Annotated in this window: 15 protein-coding genes; 7 read left to right on the top strand and 8 right to left on the bottom strand. The window is 69.1% G+C overall.

The genetic code is table 11. The annotated features are described in order from the left end of the window. Complete coding sequence (locus tag NBY65_RS19345; protein WP_150040216.1) at positions 1 to 573, bottom strand: hydrolase; 573 nt, start codon at positions 571 to 573, stop codon at positions 1 to 3. 164 nt (positions 574 to 737) lie between these two features. Between NBY65_RS19345 and NBY65_RS19340 the strand changes: the two genes are divergently transcribed. Then, positions 738 to 1,307 carry a TetR/AcrR family transcriptional regulator gene (locus NBY65_RS19340; RefSeq protein WP_162530490.1) on the top strand — a complete coding sequence of 190 codons (570 nt, stop codon included), beginning with the start codon at positions 738 to 740 and terminating at the stop codon, positions 1,305 to 1,307. A 499-nt stretch (positions 1,308 to 1,806) separates the two neighbouring features. Here NBY65_RS19340 and NBY65_RS19335 read toward each other — a convergent pair whose 3' ends face one another. After that, complete coding sequence (locus tag NBY65_RS19335; RefSeq protein ID WP_250265703.1) at positions 1,807 to 2,049, bottom strand: hypothetical protein; 243 nt, start codon at positions 2,047 to 2,049, stop codon at positions 1,807 to 1,809. Positions 2,050 to 2,410: 361 nt separating this feature from the next. Here NBY65_RS19335 and NBY65_RS19330 point away from each other — a divergent pair, with 361 nt between their 5' ends. After that, positions 2,411 to 3,244 carry an NAD(+)--dinitrogen-reductase ADP-D-ribosyltransferase gene (locus tag NBY65_RS19330; RefSeq protein ID WP_203330440.1) on the top strand — a complete coding sequence of 278 codons (834 nt, stop codon included), beginning with the start codon at positions 2,411 to 2,413 and terminating at the stop codon, positions 3,242 to 3,244. A gap of 12 nt (positions 3,245 to 3,256) precedes the next feature. After that, complete coding sequence (gene draG, locus NBY65_RS19325) at positions 3,257 to 4,150, top strand: ADP-ribosyl-[dinitrogen reductase] hydrolase (protein ID WP_150040219.1); 894 nt, start codon at positions 3,257 to 3,259, stop codon at positions 4,148 to 4,150. Positions 4,151 to 4,164: 14 nt separating this feature from the next. On the opposite strand, the gene NBY65_RS19320 is transcribed toward draG, so the two are convergent. Then, positions 4,165 to 5,337, bottom strand: a complete 1,173-nt coding sequence (locus NBY65_RS19320; RefSeq protein ID WP_203330441.1) for a cyclin-dependent kinase inhibitor 3 family protein — start codon at positions 5,335 to 5,337, stop codon at positions 4,165 to 4,167. Between the two features lie 229 nt (positions 5,338 to 5,566). Next, complete coding sequence (locus tag NBY65_RS19315; protein WP_150040221.1) at positions 5,567 to 5,833, bottom strand: hypothetical protein; 267 nt, start codon at positions 5,831 to 5,833, stop codon at positions 5,567 to 5,569. A gap of 499 nt (positions 5,834 to 6,332) precedes the next feature. Here NBY65_RS19315 and NBY65_RS19310 point away from each other — a divergent pair, with 499 nt between their 5' ends. The 4 genes from NBY65_RS19310 to NBY65_RS19295 all read left to right on the top strand — a co-directional run bounded on the left by NBY65_RS19310 (position 6,333) and on the right by NBY65_RS19295 (position 13,272). After that, positions 6,333 to 9,329, top strand: coding sequence for an ATP-binding protein (locus NBY65_RS19310; RefSeq protein WP_150040222.1), 2,997 nt, complete (start codon positions 6,333 to 6,335; stop codon positions 9,327 to 9,329). Between the two features lie 223 nt (positions 9,330 to 9,552). Beyond that, positions 9,553 to 10,608 carry a hypothetical protein gene (locus NBY65_RS19305; protein ID WP_150040223.1) on the top strand — a complete coding sequence of 352 codons (1,056 nt, stop codon included), beginning with the start codon at positions 9,553 to 9,555 and terminating at the stop codon, positions 10,606 to 10,608. A 6-nt stretch (positions 10,609 to 10,614) separates the two neighbouring features. Beyond that, positions 10,615 to 11,895 carry a caspase family protein gene (locus NBY65_RS19300; protein WP_150040224.1) on the top strand — a complete coding sequence of 427 codons (1,281 nt, stop codon included), beginning with the start codon at positions 10,615 to 10,617 and terminating at the stop codon, positions 11,893 to 11,895. A 132-nt stretch (positions 11,896 to 12,027) separates the two neighbouring features. Beyond that, the gene (locus NBY65_RS19295; RefSeq protein ID WP_150040225.1) at positions 12,028 to 13,272 is read left to right on the top strand and encodes a cation:proton antiporter; all 1,245 of its coding nucleotides are present in this window, start codon (positions 12,028 to 12,030) and stop codon (positions 13,270 to 13,272) included. A 108-nt stretch (positions 13,273 to 13,380) separates the two neighbouring features. Here NBY65_RS19295 and NBY65_RS19290 read toward each other — a convergent pair whose 3' ends face one another. The 4 genes from NBY65_RS19290 to NBY65_RS19275 all read right to left on the bottom strand — a co-directional run bounded on the left by NBY65_RS19290 (position 13,381) and on the right by NBY65_RS19275 (position 18,026). Further along, positions 13,381 to 13,668: a hypothetical protein gene (locus NBY65_RS19290; RefSeq protein ID WP_150040226.1), complete on the bottom strand. Its 288-nt coding sequence runs from the start codon at positions 13,666 to 13,668 to the stop codon at positions 13,381 to 13,383. Positions 13,669 to 14,072: 404 nt separating this feature from the next. Beyond that, positions 14,073 to 14,948, bottom strand: coding sequence for a serine O-acetyltransferase (gene cysE / locus NBY65_RS19285; protein ID WP_150040227.1), 876 nt, complete (start codon positions 14,946 to 14,948; stop codon positions 14,073 to 14,075). 29 nt (positions 14,949 to 14,977) lie between these two features. Continuing rightward, positions 14,978 to 17,104 (bottom strand): family 2A encapsulin nanocompartment cargo protein cysteine desulfurase, encoded by a 2,127-nt coding sequence (locus NBY65_RS19280; protein WP_239002740.1) that lies wholly within the window; start codon positions 17,102 to 17,104, stop codon positions 14,978 to 14,980. Further along, entirely contained in the window at positions 17,097 to 18,026 is a 930-nt protein-coding gene (locus NBY65_RS19275; RefSeq protein WP_150040228.1) for a family 2A encapsulin nanocompartment shell protein, read from the bottom strand. The genes NBY65_RS19280 and NBY65_RS19275 overlap by 8 nt, the downstream gene beginning before the upstream one ends. Positions 18,027 to 18,083 lie beyond the last annotated feature (57 nt).

The raw sequence follows: 18,083 nt of genomic DNA, 5'->3' as shown, positions 1-18,083 counted from the left end.
TCAGGCCGGGGCGAAGGCGATGTCGGTGCTGCGGACCACGCGGGCGATGCGCGGGAAGATGTGGCGGACCGCCATCTCGTGCAGCTCGGCCGAGACCGAGGCGCAGGCATCCTCGGCCAGCACCACGCCGTAGCCGTGCTCCCAGGCGGCGCGCGCGGTCGATTCCACGCCGAAATTGGTGGCGATGCCACCCAGCACGATGGTGCGGATGCCGCGTCGGCGCAACTGCAGGTCGAGCCCGGTGCCGTAGAAGGCGCCCCATTGCCGCTTGGTGACATGCAGGTCGCCCGGCTCGGCCAGGCCCGGCACCAGTTCGCTCCACTGCGCCGGCAGCGGGCCGGGGCCACGCACGGGCGGAGTGTCCACGGGGCCGGGCGGGGCGTCGGCGAAATCCGCGGCGAAGGCGACGCGCACCAGCACCACCGGCACCCCGGCGGCACGGCAGCGCCCGGCGAGCGTGCCGGCCACCCGCACCACCTGCGGCCCGGGACGCGGCGCGAGGCTCATGCCGACAATGCCCTGCTGCAGATCTATCAGCACGAGCGCGGTGGTCCGGGGATCAAGCGGGGGCATGTCTTCCAACCTGGGCTGTGCGGGCGCGAGGCCGGGTGACGCCCTCCGTCCGGATATGCGAGGATAGCCTCGCTTATTGATAGTTGAGGGTGGCCTCGCACATGTCAAGCGCGCCAGCATCGGCCCTGGCCCTTCCCCCGCGCCGTGCACCGGGGCGGCGGCGCGTGGCCGCGATCCTGCGGGAAGCCGCGGCGCTGTTCGTCGAGCGCGGCTACGACGCGGCCACCATGACGGAGATCGCCGCCCGCTCCGGCACCGCGACCGGCTCGCTCTACCGGTTCTTCCCCACCAAGGAGGCGGTGGCGCGGGCGCTGCTAGACCGCTGCGCCGAGGCGATCGGCACGGCCTTCGCCGACCTCGCCGCGCGCGCCCCGGCACTGGCGCCGGGGGAAATCGCCGACGGCCTGGTGGCGGCGATGCAGGCGCTGCGGGCCGAGCACGAGGCCGCGCTGGCGCTGCTGGACGTCCGCCCCGACGCGGCGGCGCTGCGCTCGGACCTGCGGGCGGCGCTGCGCCGGCGGATTGCCACGGTGCTGCTCGCCGCCGCCCCTGCCCTGCCCGCCGCCCGTGCCGACATCGTCGCGGCGGTGGTGCAATTGCTGCTCAAGGGAATCGGGCGGCTGCCCGCCGGGGAACCGTCCCGCGCCGAGGTGATCGCCGAGGCCCGGGCGTTGGCCCGGCTCTATCTGGCCGAGGCGCTGGGTCCCGCCCCCGCGATGCCGCCCCGACCGTGAAGCCAGATCGTTCCGTCGATCGACGATGAAGCGTGTTCATGCCCAATGGTCAATATGACCTCGCAATATGCGACAAAACATATTTATTTGATTGCGCAGCAACTTTAAATTTATATATCCAGAATTTTTATAAATCTTTGAATATTTCTTCCAACATTTTCAATAAATTCATACTCAAATCGAATCCGCTCACATGCGGAAAATTCCAATAAGTTATCAATGCATGGTCTCTTATTAAATCTCCGATTCATGCGAAAGCCCATTCGATATCGGGGTGTGCATTTTAGGCATAGACATCCCGTTACAATTCTCCTACCGAAAACTGCGGCAGAAAAATGGGATATGCAAATATCCAATCAATATTAAACTGTTCATATTTGGTATTGATGGATAAATTTGCGCAAAATTTTCTGCCGACACACAGCAAAATCACCATAATAATTTGAAAGTACAGCAGAATGAATGAAGTTGAAATCAATGTTAACTACAATTCCGGCAATCAAGGTGCCGGCGGCTGTTCCGACCACGGCAGCGGGTCCGGCAGCGCCGGCGGCTGCTCCGACCACGGCAGCGGGTCCGGCAGCGCCGGCGGCTGTTCCGACCATGGCAGCGGCTCCGGCAGCGCCGGCGGCTGTTCCGACCATGGCAGCGGCTCCGGCAGCGCCGGCGGCTGTTCCGACCATGGCAGCGGCTCCGGCAGCGCCGGCGGCTGTTCCGACCACGGCAGCGGCTCCGCAGACACCGACTGCTTTGGCGGTTACCTGGATTGTCAACTGACAGTGCAGGACTATTCGCCTGATCTGGCGAAGACGGTCGCATGCAATACGACGCCGCATTGGACAGGCGGATCCCACGACACCTGGTGGGGGTCGATTTGCGGGACGACCGTTCACCTCCCGGACCAGCCCAGCTGCATACCGTCCTGCCATTGACCGGGGCGTCTCCGAGGCCGCTCTGATCAGGAGGGGGGAAGGACACCGTATGGTGTTCTTCCTCTCCTGAAGCTGCGTCCTGGAGGGAGACGCCCGGGCACCCGCCGCCATCGCGCCAGCTTCGGCGACAGGGGGCATCGGGTCTTTTCTGTTGGCCCGGGAAGCCTCATCATGGCGGCGATGGAAGACGTGGTTCATCGCAATCGGCGCGGCATCGGCCATTCGACCAACCTCGTGGGGCGCGACCCGGAGTGGCTGGAGAGCCATGCCTACAACGACGCGCCGGTGCCCCTGCATATCTGGGGCGTGTCGGAGATGAACCACGACCTGTTCACCATGCTGGAGCAGGCCGGCGATCTGACCGAAGCGGGCGAAGCGTTCTACTGCTACATGATGGCGATGTTCGGCATCGATCCCGAACAGCGCGAGGCGTCCTGCGGCAGCAGGAAGCGCTACCGCTCTTCCGTGCAGCGGCTGATCACGGGCTGGGGCTTCGACAGCAACGGCCCGGAAGGCGCCGTGCTGAAGGGCTGGGTCGAGAGCCGGTTCGGCATCTGCCCCTGCTTCCACAAGGAAATCATCGATCAGGATTCTGGGCGTGCCTGGGCCACCTATGTGGAAGAGAAGATGGCGAGCCGCTTCCACAACAACGCGATCTGGGTGCAGCTCGACCTGTTGTTCGAATTCTGCCAATGGGCGATCCGCCGCTTCGCCTTTCCGGGCGAGACGCACCTGACGTTGTTTCGGGGCATCAACGGCGTGGGCGAGCATCGGATCCTCGAGCGGACCACCCGGCGCGAGGCGGTGATCCGGCTCAACAACCTGGTGTCGTTTACCTCCGACCGCGAGGTCGCCGACTGCTTCGGCGACGCGATCCTCACCGCGCGGGTTCCGGTCAGCAAGATCCTGTTCTTCAATGGCCTCCTGCCCGCGCATCCGCTGACGGGCGAAGGCGAGTTCCTGGTGATCGGCGGCGAATTCCGGGTGAGCGTGGATTATGTCTGATCAGGTTCCGGCATGACCGCGCCGGGTATGCAGGACCTCGCGCTGGCGGCCTATCTCGGCTTCGCCATCGGCGACGCGCTCGGCGCCACCGTCGAGTTCATGACCCGCGGCGAAATCGCGGCGCGGCATGGCGTGCACCAGGACATCGTCGGCGGCGGCTGGCTGAAGCTCAGGCCCGGAGACGTGACCGACGACACCCAGATGGCGCTGGCGCTGGGCCGCTCGCTGATCCGCAAGGGCGGGCTGGAGGCCCGCGACGTCTGCGAGGAATTCGCGGCGTGGCTGAAGACCGGGCCGGCCGATGTCGGCAACACCTGCCGGCGCGGCATCCGGCGCTATGTCGTGGATGGCAGCGTCGAAACCCCGTTCTCGGAAGGCGACGCCGGCAACGGTGCCGCCATGCGCGTGCTGCCGGTGGCGCTGGCAAGCCTCGGCGACCCCGCCAGGGCGGAGGCGTGGACGCTCGCGCAGGCGCGTGCCACGCATCATCATCCGCTGTCGGACGATGCCTGCCTCGCGCTGGTCCGCATGGTGCACGGCCTGCTGCAGGACCCGGGCCAGGACATCGTGCGCAGGGAGGCCGCGGATCTGGTGGCCAGGCACCGGGCGTTTCGCTTCGCGCCCTATCCGGGCCAGTGCTCGGCCTTCATCGTCGACACCATGCAGACCGTGCTGCACCACTACCTCGCCACGGACTCCTTCGCCGAGTGCCTGGTCCGGACCGTCAACCAGGGCGGCGACGCCGACACCACGGGGGCGATCGCCGGCATGCTCGCGGGCGCCACCTATGGGCTGGACGCCATTCCCGCGCGCTGGCTCGACCGGCTCGATCCCGATGTCGTGGACGCCATCCGCGCGCAGGTGCCGCCGCTGCTGGCGATTGCCCGTGGTGGCGAAACGCCCTGATCAGGATGTTCTGATCAGCTCAGGCGCTTCGCCATATCGGCCTTACGGGCGATCAGCTTGTCGGCCAGCGCGAGGCTGCCGCCATTGCCGGTGACGACCCCGTGGATCGCGGCGTCCGGAATCCGTGTCACCACGGCGATGGCCTCGTCGACTGCGGCGGGGCTCATGTCGCCGAAAAGCCGGGCCGCGTGGGGATTGTCCGGGTCCTGGCGCAGCGTGTCGAGTTCGCCGACAGAAGTGCCGAACGCCTTGCCCTTCGGGTCGCCCTGGGCCCGGAACGCCAGCGCGCCCCCGACATCGAGCGTCATGACCACGCCCTGGGCCACGCCCTGGTTGTCGCCGGCGAATCCAGCGGCGTCCCAGTTGGCGGTCCAGGCATGCACGCCCAGCCAGCGCTGCGCCTGCCGGCGTTCCGCCTCGCTGAGCTGCGACACATGCCGCTTCTCGAGCTCGACGAACACGGTCGCGACCTGGGTCGGGTCGCTGGCGCCGATATAGGTCAGCGTCGGCGCCCCGGCGAGCCGGTAGAGCTTCGCCGCGATGATCTCGTTGCGGGCGTGCGCGACTGATTCCAGCGACTTCACGTAGAACCGCCGGCCGGTCCCGTCCTGGTAGATGCCGGCCGGATTGGTTCCCATCCGCCCGCCGACCTGCTGCATGGTGGTGATGTCGATCACCTCGGCCTCGATGGGCCGGGTCCGCCGGACCAGCGCCAGTTGCGCCGGTGTCTCGATCGCGCCTTCGCGGGCGCGGCGGACCTCGCGGATGGCCTGTTCGGGTGGCATGCCCAGTTCCACCAGCAGCCGGGCGGCGATCATGCCGGCCCGGCCAAGCCCGCCCTTGCAATGCACGAGCACGTCGCCGCCGCCTTGCAGCAGCGCGCGGATGTCCCGGCCATGTGTCTCCCATTGTGCTTCGAAGGCGGCGGTCGGCACCGAGTAGTCGGCGATGGGCAGGTGCCGCCAGTCGAGCCCGCGGGCCCGGATCTCCGCGCCCAGATGCGGTACCTTGAGCATCGCAAGTTCGGCCGGCTCGACCAGGGTCAGCACCAGGCGTGCGCCCCAGGCGACGATGACGTCGAGATCCGCGGGAAGATCGCGGGCCCAGGCCCCGGTACTCGCGGCATTGTCATGCTTGCCGGGGCAGAAGGTGATCCCGATCCGTCCATGTGCGGGGCTTGCCCGCACGTTGGCGATCTGAAGGGGGTGTGTCCGGCTTGTCCGCGGCCCGGCCATCCTGCATTCCCGAAAACGACATCGGTGTCCGGGCGCAAGGGATACCGCAACATCCAGGCCTTTACCACGCGCGGCAAGGCCTGGAGGGGCGGAAAAATACCGGGTTCCAAGGGCAAAGCCCTTGGCGAGGTCCAGGGGCGGAGCCCCTGGTCGGGTGCGGGGTGAAACCCCGCCGGGGGGATCAGGCTGACTGGTAGCCGGCACGCACGTCCGGGAACTGCCGGTTGATCCGGTGGGCGTCGTCCAGGATGGCGCGCAGCCGTGCCAGGTTCGCCTCGGTCGGGCGGTCGAGGAAATCCTCGTAGGCAAAGGTGAAGCGGGTGGTCAGCAGGTCGGCGAGCATGCTCCAGCCGCGTCGCTTTCCCAGGTCGGGAATGATCTTGCGCAGGTCGCTGGCGATCCGGAACACGGCGCCGTAGTCGACGAGGCTGCTGTGGTCGGCGGGCATCGGCCTGTTCCCTTTCATGTGCGTGCTGGTAACCATTGTATAACAGCACGTATTGAAAAAAGAGAAGGCCTGTTTTGTCCTATTTTTCTTAAAGAGTCTCAAAAAAATAATTGCTTTCGGATCATTTTCTCAAAAAGAACCAACGCGCCTTCGGAATGTTGCTGGTGCGACAGGCAAGACATCTGATATTCTTTCTCTCGTGACTTGCCAATGCGCGACTGGAACGGTTGGCGGGCCGACGCGGCGCAGATGGTTCCGCGGCCCGTGCGCCCCCCTGTCCTGGTCCGGGACGGGTGGTCGCACCAGGAAGGTTTCCATGAATAATCCGTTGCGAACCAAAAGCAGACATCAGTATTCCATCAGCAATAAGGCGAAATATGTCAGATAAAATAGCCAAATTGGCAGGTTTTCCACTACCCTCAAAAGTGGCATAAATTACAAAACCGTGAAATCATTGCCTGGCGCACATGACTTGCCGCCAGGCGGGGAAGCATGTGCCGTGCAGGGCCTCGTCACAGCAGGCTTCGCAGAGCGGGCTCGCCTGGCCGCTTCGGTCATCTGTGCCGCGCTGGTGCCGCTGGCACTGTGGGGATGGATGGCGGTGCAGACGCGCGCGGATGCGCTGCAGGCGGCCATGGCCGACCAGCGTCGCGTCGTCGACGCGCTCGGGGAGCATGCGTTGCGGCTGCTGGAAACCCAGGCGCTGCTGATCGACATCGTCGACCGCGTGGCCGGCGGGCGCGACTGCGCGACCCTGCGCGCGGACGCGCAGTTCCAGGACCTGCTGCGCCTCTCCGCCGCCGATTCCACCACCGGCACGCTGCTGTGGGTGGTGAACGCGGATGGCCGCATCTGCATGGCGAGCGACCCCCGCTACGTGGACGACCGCGACCGCAGCTTCCGGGAATACTTCACCGGCGCGCGCGACGCCCCGGGGCAGCACTACGTGGCCCGCGCCATCATGGGCATCTCGCCGCCGGTCCCGACCTTCAACATCTCCAGGGCACGCTGGCGCAACGGCGCCTTCAACGGCGTCATCGTCACCGCGCCGAGCCTCGGCAACCTGCTCGAGTACTGGAACAAGGCGCTCGATCCGGCCCGCACCCAGCGCATCACCCTCTTCCGCACCGATGGCGCCACCATCGCGCGGTCCTGGCCGCCGCTGGTGCCGCCCGCGGACGCGGCGGTGGAACACCGGGTGGCGGCGATCTTCTCCACCGCGCAGGGCGCGCATCACGGCCATTCCGTGGTCGACGGCCGGCCGCGCGTGGGCGCCTGGCGCACCCTGCCCGACTGGAACGTCGTGGTCTCGAGCAGCGAGAACGAGATCGAAGTCCTGGCGCCGTGGCGGCAGGAAACGACGATCTATGGCGCGCTGGCGGGGCTGGTGGCGCTGCTGCTCGGGGCGCTGAGCTGGATGCTGCTGCGCGGGCGGCAGGCGCTGGAACGGACCGTGGCCGAGCGCACGCACGCCCTGCGCCGCAGCGAGGCGCGGCTCAAGCTGGCGACGGCGGGGGCGGGCGTGGGCACCTGGGAGCTCGACCTCTTCTCCGGCCAGGGGCTCTGGTCACCGGAAAGCGCGGCGCTGCTGGGCATGCGGCGTGAGTCCTTCACCGCCGCGGACTGGCTGGAAGACGCGGTGCATCCCGATGACCGCGCCGAGGTCGCCGCCTGCTGGCAGCGTGCCCTCGACGACGGCGCGCCCTACGACATGGAATTCCGCCCCGCCCCTCCCCTCGCCCCCACCGCGGCGGGGCAGCCGCGCTGGCTGGCCGCGCGCGGGCGGATCGAGCGGGGCGGCGACGGCCGGCCGCTGCGGGCCGCGGGCATCCTGATCGACGTGACGGCGCGCCGGCGGGTAGAGACGGCGCTGGCGGAAAGCCGCGCCCGGCTGGAAGCGGCGTTGGCCAGCATGACGGATGCGGTGCTGATCCAGGGCGCCGGTGGCGGCTTCACGCTGGTCAACGATGCCTTCGCCGGCTACCACCGCTTCGCCGACCGCCAGGAAGCGCTGCGGCGGCTGGACGAATACCCCGCCCTGTTCGAGCTCGTCACCGAGGCCGGCGCCCCGGTCCCGTGCGAGCAATGGCCGGTGGCGCGCGCCCTGCGCGGCGAGACCGCGGTCGCGCTGGTGGCGCGGCTGCGCCGCCGCGACAGCGACGAAACCTGGTTCGGCAGCTACAGCTTCGCCCCCATCCGCGACGGTGACGGCCCGATCCTCGGCGCGGTGGTCACGGCGCGCGACATCACCCGCCAGCGCGCGGCGGAAGCGGCGCTGCACGACCTGAACCGGCGCCTGGAGGAACGGGTGCGCGCCGAGGTGGCGGCGCGCGAGGAAGCACAGGAGCGCGCCACCCACGCCCAGCGCCTGCAGGCGCTCGGGCAACTGGCCGGCGGCATCGCGCACGACTTCAACAACATCCTGCAGGCGGTCGAGACCGGCACCACGCTGATCGTGAACCGCGCGGCGGACCCGGCGAGCGTGCGCCGGTTCGCCGCCACGGTGCTGCGCGCCACCGCGCGCGGCGGCGCCATCACCCGCCGGCTGCTCGCCTTCGCCCGGCGCGATGAATTGCGCGCCGAGCGTATCGACCTGCCGGGGCTGCTGGAAGGGCTGCGCGACGTGCTGGCCCAGACCCTCGGCAGCCCCATCACCGTGCGCATCGCCCTGGAGGAGCCCGTGCTGCCGGCAGTCATGGCCGATCGCGGCCAGTTGGAGACGGTACTGGTCAACCTCGCCACCAATGCCCGCGACGCCATGCCGGGCGGCGGCACGCTGGTCTTCGCCGCCACGACGGAGCTGGTCGCCGCGGGCGGGCCGCATCGCGCCGGGCTCCAGCCCGGACGGTATGTGCGCCTCGCCGTCACCGACAGCGGCACTGGCATGGACCGGGCGACGCTGGCGCGGGCGATGGAGCCGTTCTTCACCACCAAGCCGCAGGACCAGGGCACCGGGCTTGGCCTGTCCATGGCCCGCGGCTTCGCCGAGCAATCGGGCGGCAGCCTGGCCATCGACAGCGCGCCCGGCCAGGGCACCACCGTGACATTGTGGCTGCCGCTGGCCGGGGCGCAGCGCGAGGCGCCGGCACCAAGGCCCGGCGTCGCGCCGGTCGCGGGCCTCGCGCGCCGGCTGCTGCTGGTCGATGACGAGGAGATGGTGCGCGAGACCCTGGCGGCGACGCTGGAGGACGCGGGCTTCGTCGTGCTCGGCGCCGGCAGCGGCCAGGAGGCGCTGGCCCTGCTGGAGGCGGGGGAAGCGGTGGACATGATCATCTCGGACATATCCATGCCCGGGCTGGACGGCCCGGCGCTGATCCGCGCGGCGCAGCAGCGGCGCCCGGGCCTGCCGGGGATCCTGCTGACCGGCTTCGCCGGCGAGGCAAGCCAGTTGATTGCCGGCGAAGGCTCCGGCGTTTCCTTGTTGCGCAAGCCGGTCGGCCTTGCCGGGCTGCTCGACGCGATCGAGGCCGCGCTCGGCGCCCGCGCCGGGGCCTGACACCTATCGGCGAAAATCAATACGCAGACTTTCCGTTTTGCACGAGAACCTGATTGCGATATCGCAAGTGGATCGGATCAAAACTGTTGGCGTTCCGATCCCATCGGCGCCCGCGCCGCCATTGCCAGGGACAATCCCTGCCCGCGCCAACTTGACCCTTCGGAACAGCCATATCAGGATCGGTGCCCAGCCGGATTGAACTGGTGCATACATGAACGGCGACATGACAGCGGCCATCTCACGAAAACGAGAGCGGTGGCCGATCTGGCTTCCTTTGGCCTTTTGCATCGCGACCATTGCCGGTTGCGCCGGTCCCGCCGCCGAGGTCATCGTCCAGCGCCCGCCGAACTTCCCGCAGGCCGCCCAGTTGCGGAAAATTGCAGTCCTGGACTTCGGGGGATCGGCCGGCAACCAGGCCTCCGAGCGGCTGGAGGCGGAACTGAGCTCGGCGACGACGGGCGGTCAGCCCTATTTCACCATGGTCAGCGGACGTGGCCGGCTGCCCGCGGCGATCGCCGAGGGCGTCGGCATCGGCGAGCTGCAACGCCTCGGCCGCCAGTTGGGGGTGGACGCCGTCTACACCGGCACGGCCAATTTCTCGGTCCAGCACCAGGGCTATTCCGAATCCCGCAGCCAGTGCGTGGCCGGGGACGGTTCGAAGAAGCTGGTCCAGCGCTGCACCGCCATGGCCAATTATTCGGTCGCCTGCCAGCGCACGATCGCGGCCGTGACCGTGACGCCACGCGCCGTGTCGGTGAACAATGCGGCGATCATCTACAACAAATCGGTCTCGAAGACGCAGACGGATGCAAGCTGCAGCGACGAGGGGCCGCCATCTCCCGACGGCGCCCTGCTCGGCGGCGCCCTGCAGGCAGCACTCACGGAGATCCGCGAGGATGTCACGCCGCACGAGCAGACGGTGCGCATCCCGCTGATGACGGAGCCCGATGGCCTCGCGGGCGATGCCGCCACCCGCTTCTCCGGCGCGATCGCCTTCGCCAAGGTGCGGAACTATGAACGGGCCTGCGGACTCTGGAAATCCTTCCCGGATGCGCAGGCGGACAACCTCGCCGTGCAATACGACCTGTCCATCTGCGACGAGGTCCTCGACGGCGACGTGCCCGGGGCCCTGTCGCGGCTGCGGCGCACCGAGGACAGGCTGACCGCCCCCAACCGCATGGTAACCGAGCGGATCAATTACCTGAGTGGCCTCGTGGTCCAGGCGCGAACGATGCGCCAACTGAAAACGAACGTCGCCCGCAGCGCACCGGCCCGCTGAGCGGCGATGGCTTCGCCCCGACCGGCACGGCACCGGCTCGCGGGCTTCGTCCTGCTGCTGGCCCTCATGCTCGCCGGCAGCGGGGCGGCCCGGGGCCAGCGCATCGCCCTCGTGCTCGGCAACGGCAAATACGAAGCCGGCAACGAACTGCCGAACCCGCCGCGCGACGCCCGGGCGGTCGCATCGATGCTGGCCGGGCTGGGCTTCGCCGTGACGCCGTTGCTCGACGGCCGCCTGCGGGACATGCAGCAGGCGATCGCGCGGTTCTCCTCGGACGCATCGCGGGCCGAGATCGCCATCGTGTTCTATGCCGGGCACGGCATGCAGATCCGGGGCACGAACCTGCTTGTCCCGGTTGACATGCCCGCGCCGCCGGCCGGGACGGACCCCGCCGCCCACACCCTCGCCCGCGCCGTCAGCCTCGATGCGGTGCGGCAGGCGATCGCCGGCGCCCGGGTCCAGATGATCTTTCTCGATGCGTGCCGGAACAATCCCTTTATCCCGAGAACGCGGTCCTTCGGGGCCAGCCAGGGCCTCGCGCGGGAGATGAGCCTGCAGCCGCGGCCGGGAAGCAGCACCCTGGTCGCCTATGCGACGGCCCCGGACCAGGTCGCCGACGATGGCGACGGCGCCAACAGCCCGTTCACCACGGCGCTGCTGCAACATCTCCCCAGTCCCAGCCTCGATATCATGCAGGTGATGGCCCGCGTCACCCGCGACGTGGAAACCAGCACCGGAGGACGGCAGCGGCCCTTCGTCGACAGCTCGATCGCCGCCGATGTCATCCTGCGCCCGGCCGCGCCGTCGCCGGCACTGCAGCCGGTCCTGGCACTGGCACCGCCGCTGCCGCCACGCGAGACCAGGCCCCAGACCGGCGATGCCCGGCTGATGGCCGCGTACGCGCTGGCGAACACCCGGAATATCCCGCTTCCGGCCGGCCTCGCCCTGGGGCCGCAAGCCGGGCCGCCGGGCCTGGCCGGCGCCTGGGCCACGACACCCGAGGCGGACACCATCCTGGTCGTGCTGAGCGCGGTGGGCGACCGCGCCGAGATCGTCGAGGCCCGCCGCACCCCGGACCAGCCACGGGGCGCATCGGAGCGCAGATCCGTCGAGCTGGATGGCCGGAGCTTCGAGTTTGCCCGGGACAATGGCGATCTGGTGCGGTACGACCTGCCCTCCAACGGGCAGGCACGGCTGACCATCGAGGCGGGTGTCGCGCGCCCGTCGCAGCAGAGCCGCCTCCCCGTGGCCCGTGTCAGGGCCATGGAGCTGCGGCGCCTGGACTGACCCGCCGGCCTGCCGCCACTCCACAATAGCGATCCCGGACCTTCCACCCCGGACGAGCGGGCGGGCTATACTCGGGTCGCCTCTCTCCCGTTTCGCAAGCGCCACGCAACGCCTTCAACCGGGACCATCGCCATGGTGGCACAGAGCCTGTACCAGAACATCGCCGTGCTGGCTGCCTTCCTGCTGGCCTATGCCTTCGTGGCCGGCCGGGTCGAGCGCTCCTGGCTCAGCGGCCCGATCATCTTCACCCTGGCCGGGCTCGCGCTCGGCAAGGACGGGCTGGGCCTGCTGCAGTTGCAGCTCATCGCCGAGCCCCTGCGCATCCTGGCCGAGCTGACTTTGGCCATGGTGCTGTTCTCCGATGCCGCCAACGCCGATTTTCGCGTGCTGCGTGCCAATCTCGGCATTCCGCAACGCCTGTTGCTGATCGGCCTGCCGCTGACGGTGATCCTCGGCGCCGCCGCCGCCTTCTGGCTTTTCCCCTGGCTTGATCCCCTGGAGATGGGATTGCTCGCGGCGATGCTCGCGCCGACCGACGCGGCGCTCGGCCGGCCGGTAGTGACGAATGCCGCTGTCCCCGCGCGCATCCGCGAAGGGCTGAACGTGGAGAGCGGATTGAACGACGGCATCTGCGTGCCGCTGGTGGTGATCCTGCTGGGACTGGCCATCGGCACGCAGATCGAGGGTGGCACGCCCGCGCACGTGGTCTTCGTGGTCGCCGAGGAAATCGGCATCGGGCTGGCAGTCGGGCTGGCGCTGACCGCCGGCGGCATGTGGCTGCTCGACCGCGCCGAGCGGCATGGCTGGACCAGCGAGTCCTGGCGCGACATCCCGCTCGCCGCCCTCGCCGCCGCCTGCTTCGCGCTGGCGCAGGCCATCGGCGGCAGCGGCTTCATCGCCTGCTTCACCGGCGGCCTGCTGCTCAGCCCCTCTCCGCACGCGCGCAAGGAAAAGCTGCTGCGTGGCACCGAGAATACCGGGGAAGCGCTGGCGCTGCTGACCTGGGTGCTGTTCGGCGCCGCCGCGATCGGCCCGCTGCTCGCGCGCGTCACCTGGCCCACGCTCGCCTACGCCGCGCTGAGCCTCACGGTGATCCGCATGCTGCCGGTGTTCCTGTGCCTGATCGGCACCGGCACCAGCCTGGCGGCGAAACTGTTCATCGGCTGGTTCGGGCCGCGCGGCCTCGCCAGCATCGTCTTCGGCATCATCGTGCTCGACGAGCACCTGCCCGGCAACGACACGCTGATCCTGACGGTGGCCTGCACCGTGGCGCTCAGCGTGCTCGCCCATGGCATCAGCGCCAACCCACTGGTGCACTGGCTGGCGGCACGGCTGGGGACAGGCGGCGACGCGGCGGCGGCGACGGGCGAGGCCTGAACGCCGCATCCCGGCCCGCGGAAGCCGACCTTCCGCGGGCCGGGACGATCTTCGTCCGCTGCGTCGCGGCGTCAGCGCCGCGCCAAGGGGAAACGACGCCGCGGCGATTCAGGAATCGACGAGAATGTCCTCGTCATGGTGGTGACACAGCGCGTGCACTTCCTCGACGGTCACGTCGAGCATGCAGGCAGCGGTACGGGCGGAGAGCCAGCCGTCCGCCAGGGATCGGGACAGCGCGTTCACGAAGCGCCTGCCTGCATCGGGGTCTTCGGGGGCGCCGGCCTTCGTGGCCTGGGCCAGGAGTTGCGTGCCGATGACGCTCGGCAGGCCGGTCCGATGACCTTGTGCAACAGCGCGTGCGGCGTCGACCAGTTCCTTGATAGTCTTCTCGGACATTGGATGATGTCTCTGCCAGCTGATACCAACCGTCGTTGATCAAAACCCATCTCCCTGACAGGAGACGGTGAGATCGACTTATCCGGACCAGATGGACAGGTTTCGGTCGCTGGCGACTGGTATGAATGGTTACTTATTTATATCCTTAGGGAGTGCCTCACCAAAGCACTCAAAAAATGATAATACATATATCTAAGATTCCATGTCCAGATTATTTTGTTTTCATGCAATGAAACCAAAGATTGCGCACCAGACCCCGGTTCGTTTCTTTCTGGCACCCATACCAACCAGCCGAAATCTTGACCCATTTGGGTGCGGGCGGCCGGCTGGCATGTCTTTGTTTTCGCGCGCGGCCGCCCCACCATCCCCGCGCGCATACCGGTCAGCCCTTCGGGGTGCCGGCATCAGATCGAGTAGCTGAAGGACTCGTAGGCCAGGTCCTGCAGGATCTGGTCCATGGTGCGCGAGGGCTGGGCGGGCGTATCCGTGCGCACCACCCGCGCCGGCACCCCGGCGACGGTGGTATGGGCCGGCACCGGCCGCAGCACCACCGAACCGGCGGCGATGCGCGCGTTCTCGGCGACCTCGATGTTGCCGAGGATCTTCGCCCCCGCGCCGATCATCACGCCGCGCCGGATCTTCGGGTGACGGTCGCCGGCCTCCTTGCCGGTGCCGCCCAGCGTCACGCCCTGCAGGATCGAGACATCGTCCTCGACCACCGTGGTCTCGCCCACCACCAGCCCGGTGGCATGATCGAGGAAGATCCCCCGGCCCAGCCGGGCCGCCGGGTGGATATCGGTCTGGAACACCTCGGAGGCACGGCTTTGCAGGTACAGCGCGAAGTCATATTCGCCGGCGGCCCACAGCCAGTGGGTCAGCCGGTACGACTGGATGGCGTGGAATCCCTTGAAATAGAGGAACGGCTCGATGAACCGCCCGCAGGCGGGATCGCGCTCGAAGACGGTGGTGATGTCGGCGCGGATGGCGGTGGCGATGTCGGGCTCGGCGCGCACCGCGCGATGGAAGGCCTGCACGATCAGCGGCAGCGAGATCACCTCGTTCTTCAGCCGCGCGGCGACGCGATGGAACACCGCCGCATCGAAGCTCGGCTGGTTGAGGATCGAATCGAGGAACAGCGGCGCCAGTTGCGGGGCGCGGTGGAAGGACTCCTCCGCCTCCCGCCGCAGCCGCGTCCACAGGGCGTCGGCGAAGTCGCAGAGATCGCGCGGATCCCGGGAGACCAGGGTCAGGTGGCCAAGCTGGGGCTGTGGACGTGACATGATCGGGGTCTCCCGGGACGCGGAGGGGATCAGCCGAGGCCGGTGATGCCGGTGCGGATCCGGCGCACCGCGGCAACCAGGGCATCGACGTCGTCATGGGTGTTGTAGAGCGCGAGCGAGGCCCGCACCGTCGCCTCCACCCCGAAGCGCCGCAGGATCGGCTGCGCGCAGTGATGGCCGGCTCGTACGGCGATGCCCTCGCGGTTGAGCGCCTTGCCGATCTCCTGCGTGTCGAGCCCGTCGATCACGAAGGAAATCACCCCGGCCTTCTCCGCCGCGGTGCCGAACAGGCGCAAGCCGGGGACATGCGCGAGGTCATGCAGCGCATGTTCCAGCAGCGCGTGTTCGTGCGCGCCGATCGCCTCCAGCCCGGCCTGCTGGACGTAGTCGAGCGCCGCCCCCAGCCCCACGGCATCGGCGATGTTGCCGGTGCCGGCCTCGAAGCGGGCGGGCGGGTCCTGGTACTCGGTGTACTCGAAGGTGACGTCGCGGATCATGTTGCCGCCGCCCTGCCAGGGCGGGGTTTCCGCCAGCACGTCGCGCCGGCCGTAGACGGCGCCGATGCCGGTGGGGCCGAACACCTTATGGCCGGAGAAGACGAACCAGTCGCAGCCGAGCGCCTGCACGTCGGTGCGCATATGCGCCACCGATTGCGCCCCGTCGATCAGCACCCGTGCCCCGACCGCGTGCGCCATCGCCGTCATCGCCTGCGCGGGCGTGATGGTACCAAGCGCGTTCGATACCTGCGTCAACGCCACCAGCTTCGTCCGCGGCCCGAGCAGGTTGGCATAGGCATCGAGCACCACCTGCCCGTCATCGTCGACCGGCGCCACTTTCAGCTTCGCCCCGGTCTGCTCGGCCAGCATCTGCCACGGCACGATGTTGGCGTGGTGCTCCAGCCAGGTGATGACGATCTCGTCGCCCGCGCCGATGAAGCGCCGGCCCCAGCTCTGCGCGACCAGATTGATGCCCTCGGTGGTGCCGCGGACGAACACGATCTCCTCGGGCGCGCTCGCATTCAGGAAGCGCCGCGTCACCTCGCGGGCCCCCTCGTAGGCATCGGTGGCACGGGCGGCAAGCTCGTGCGCGGCGCGATGGATGTTGGAGTTCTCGTGTTCGTAGAACCGCACCAGCCGCTCGATCACCGCGCGCGGCTTCTGCGTGGTGGCGCCGTTGTCGAGCCAGACCAGCCGCCGCCCGTTCACCCGTTCGGCCAGGATCGGGAAGTCGCCGCGGCGGGAGTGCGGATCGAAGCCGGCCCCCGGCGTGGAGGCGGGCATCGCCCCGGCCGGCACCCCGCCCCCGTCCAGATCCTGGAGGAAATAGAGCGAGGGCGTCGGGCCGCCCGGGGACGGCGCGGGCCGGGCCTGGGGCGGCGGCAGGGCCGGCATGAGCAGCGCCTGCAATGCCTCCTGCCCCGGGATGGCCGGGCCGAGCGCCGGCACGACGGGCAGCGGGGACGCGGGCGGGGGGGCGCCGAAACCGCCCTGCGCGCCGGGTGGCCCCGAGACCCCCGGCAAGGCCGGCACCGGCGGCAAGGCCGGCACCGCGCGGGCCGTCAGCGGGGCCGCGGCTGCCAGCGCCGCGCCGGTCCCCTGCCCCACGTCAGGAACAGAGGGGCCAGGACCAGAAGCGCCGGGCACGGTGGGATCGGGCAGCGCGGCCGCGCCCCGGTGGCCCTCGTCGAGGAAGTAGAACGACGTGCCGGGGGGCACCGGCGGCCCGGCCGCAGGCAGCGGCGCCGAAGGCGGGGCGAGGCCAATGCCGCCCAGCGTGGCGGGACCGGCCGTCACGCCCGGCAGCGTCGGGGAACGGGGCAGCGGCGGCGGCACGCGGGCCGCCAGCGGTGCCGCCGCGGCATGGGCGCCCCCGATGCCGGGGGCGGCGAGGCCGGGGTCCGGCGCGTCGGGCAATGGCGTCGAGGCCGGTGACACGCCAGGCCCCCCGAACGCCCCCGTCGGCACCGCCGTCCTCGGCAGCCCTGTCGTCGGCAGCCCTGTCGTCGGGGCCCCCGCCGGCACCACGCCGGCCGGCACCCCGCCCGAAGGCAGCGGGCCGGGCGATCCGGGGCTGGTCGGCAGCGCGTGGAACATCTCGTTCGCCAGTTGCGTCAGCCACGCCAGGTCCGGCAGTCCGTGGCCCTCGGGCTCAGGCATAGGTGTCCGGGTAAGCATGGTACTTGCCCACTTCCACGTTCTCGAGCACCGCCAGGGCGTCGTCGGTCAGCACGGCCAACGAGCAGTAAAGCGAGACCAGGTAGGACGCGATCGCCTTGCGGTTGATGCCCATGAAGCGCACCGACAGGCCGATGCTCTGCTCGCCGGCGAGATTGGGCTGGTAGAGTCCGACCACGCCCTGCCGCACCTCGCCGGTGCGCAGCAGCAGGATGTTGGTGCGGCCGTCCTCCACCGCGAGCTTGTCGCAGGGCACCACCGGAATGCCGCGCCATGTCAGGAAGGGCGAGCCGAACATGGTGATGGTGGCCGGCGGCACGCCGCGGCGGGTGCATTCGCGGCCGAACGCGGCGATCGCCCGTGGATGCGCCAGGAAGAAGCCGGGCTCCTTCCAGACCTTGGTGATCAGCTCGTCGAGGTCGTCGGGGGTGGGGGCACCGGTGCGGGTGCTGATCCGCTGCTCCGGCGCGGCGTTGCTGAGCAGGCCGTAGCTGCGGTTGTTGACCAGCTCGTTTTCCTGCCGTTCCTTGATGGCCTCGATGGTGAGGCGGAGCTGCTGGGCGATCTGGTCATGCGGCACGCTGTAGAGATCGGAGATGCGGGTGTGGACATCCACCACCGTCGTCACCGCCGTCAGCATGTACTCGCGCGGCTTTTCCTCGTAGTCGACGAAGGTCTGCGGCAGGTCGCGCTCGTCCTGCGCCGAACAGTCCACCGTGACATGCGAGGCGTCGCGCACCTTGTTCAGCCGGAAGATGCCGGCCTCGACGGGCAACCATTGCAGGCACCGCACCAGCCACCGCGGCGTGATGGTCGACATCATCGGCACGGTCTTGGTCGCGTTCGCGAGCTGACGGGCGGCGACGTCGCCAACGGCTGTCGGCGCGAGGGTTTCGTCTGACATTGATGGCTCTCGCTGTTTTCCCTCCCGGCCCCCGGCCGGGCAGGCCGGCGCGGGCGG

The sequence above is a fragment of the Rhodovastum atsumiense genome, from assembly GCF_937425535.1.
GTDB classification, from domain to species: domain Bacteria; phylum Pseudomonadota; class Alphaproteobacteria; order Acetobacterales; family Acetobacteraceae; genus Rhodovastum; species Rhodovastum atsumiense.
This window is presented reverse-complemented; position numbering and strand designations above follow the sequence as displayed.

Excerpts from the sequence above, each read along its gene's own strand:
- NBY65_RS19345 (WP_150040216.1), bottom strand. The coding sequence starts at position 573 with ATGCCCCCGCTTGATCCCCGGACCACCGCGCTCGTGCTGATAGATCTG.
- NBY65_RS19330 (WP_203330440.1), top strand. The coding sequence starts at position 2,411 with ATGGCGGCGATGGAAGACGTGGTTCATCGCAATCGGCGCGGCATCGGC.
- draG (WP_150040219.1), top strand. The coding sequence starts at position 3,257 with ATGACCGCGCCGGGTATGCAGGACCTCGCGCTGGCGGCCTATCTCGGC.
- NBY65_RS19315 (WP_150040221.1), bottom strand. The coding sequence starts at position 5,833 with ATGCCCGCCGACCACAGCAGCCTCGTCGACTACGGCGCCGTGTTCCGG.
- NBY65_RS19305 (WP_150040223.1), top strand. The coding sequence starts at position 9,553 with ATGACAGCGGCCATCTCACGAAAACGAGAGCGGTGGCCGATCTGGCTT.
- NBY65_RS19300 (WP_150040224.1), top strand. The coding sequence starts at position 10,615 with ATGGCTTCGCCCCGACCGGCACGGCACCGGCTCGCGGGCTTCGTCCTG.
- NBY65_RS19295 (WP_150040225.1), top strand. The coding sequence starts at position 12,028 with ATGGTGGCACAGAGCCTGTACCAGAACATCGCCGTGCTGGCTGCCTTC.
- NBY65_RS19290 (WP_150040226.1), bottom strand. The coding sequence starts at position 13,668 with ATGTCCGAGAAGACTATCAAGGAACTGGTCGACGCCGCACGCGCTGTT.
- cysE (WP_150040227.1), bottom strand. The coding sequence starts at position 14,948 with ATGTCACGTCCACAGCCCCAGCTTGGCCACCTGACCCTGGTCTCCCGG.
- NBY65_RS19280 (WP_239002740.1), bottom strand. The coding sequence starts at position 17,104 with ATGCCTGAGCCCGAGGGCCACGGACTGCCGGACCTGGCGTGGCTGACG.
- NBY65_RS19275 (WP_150040228.1), bottom strand. The coding sequence starts at position 18,026 with ATGTCAGACGAAACCCTCGCGCCGACAGCCGTTGGCGACGTCGCCGCC.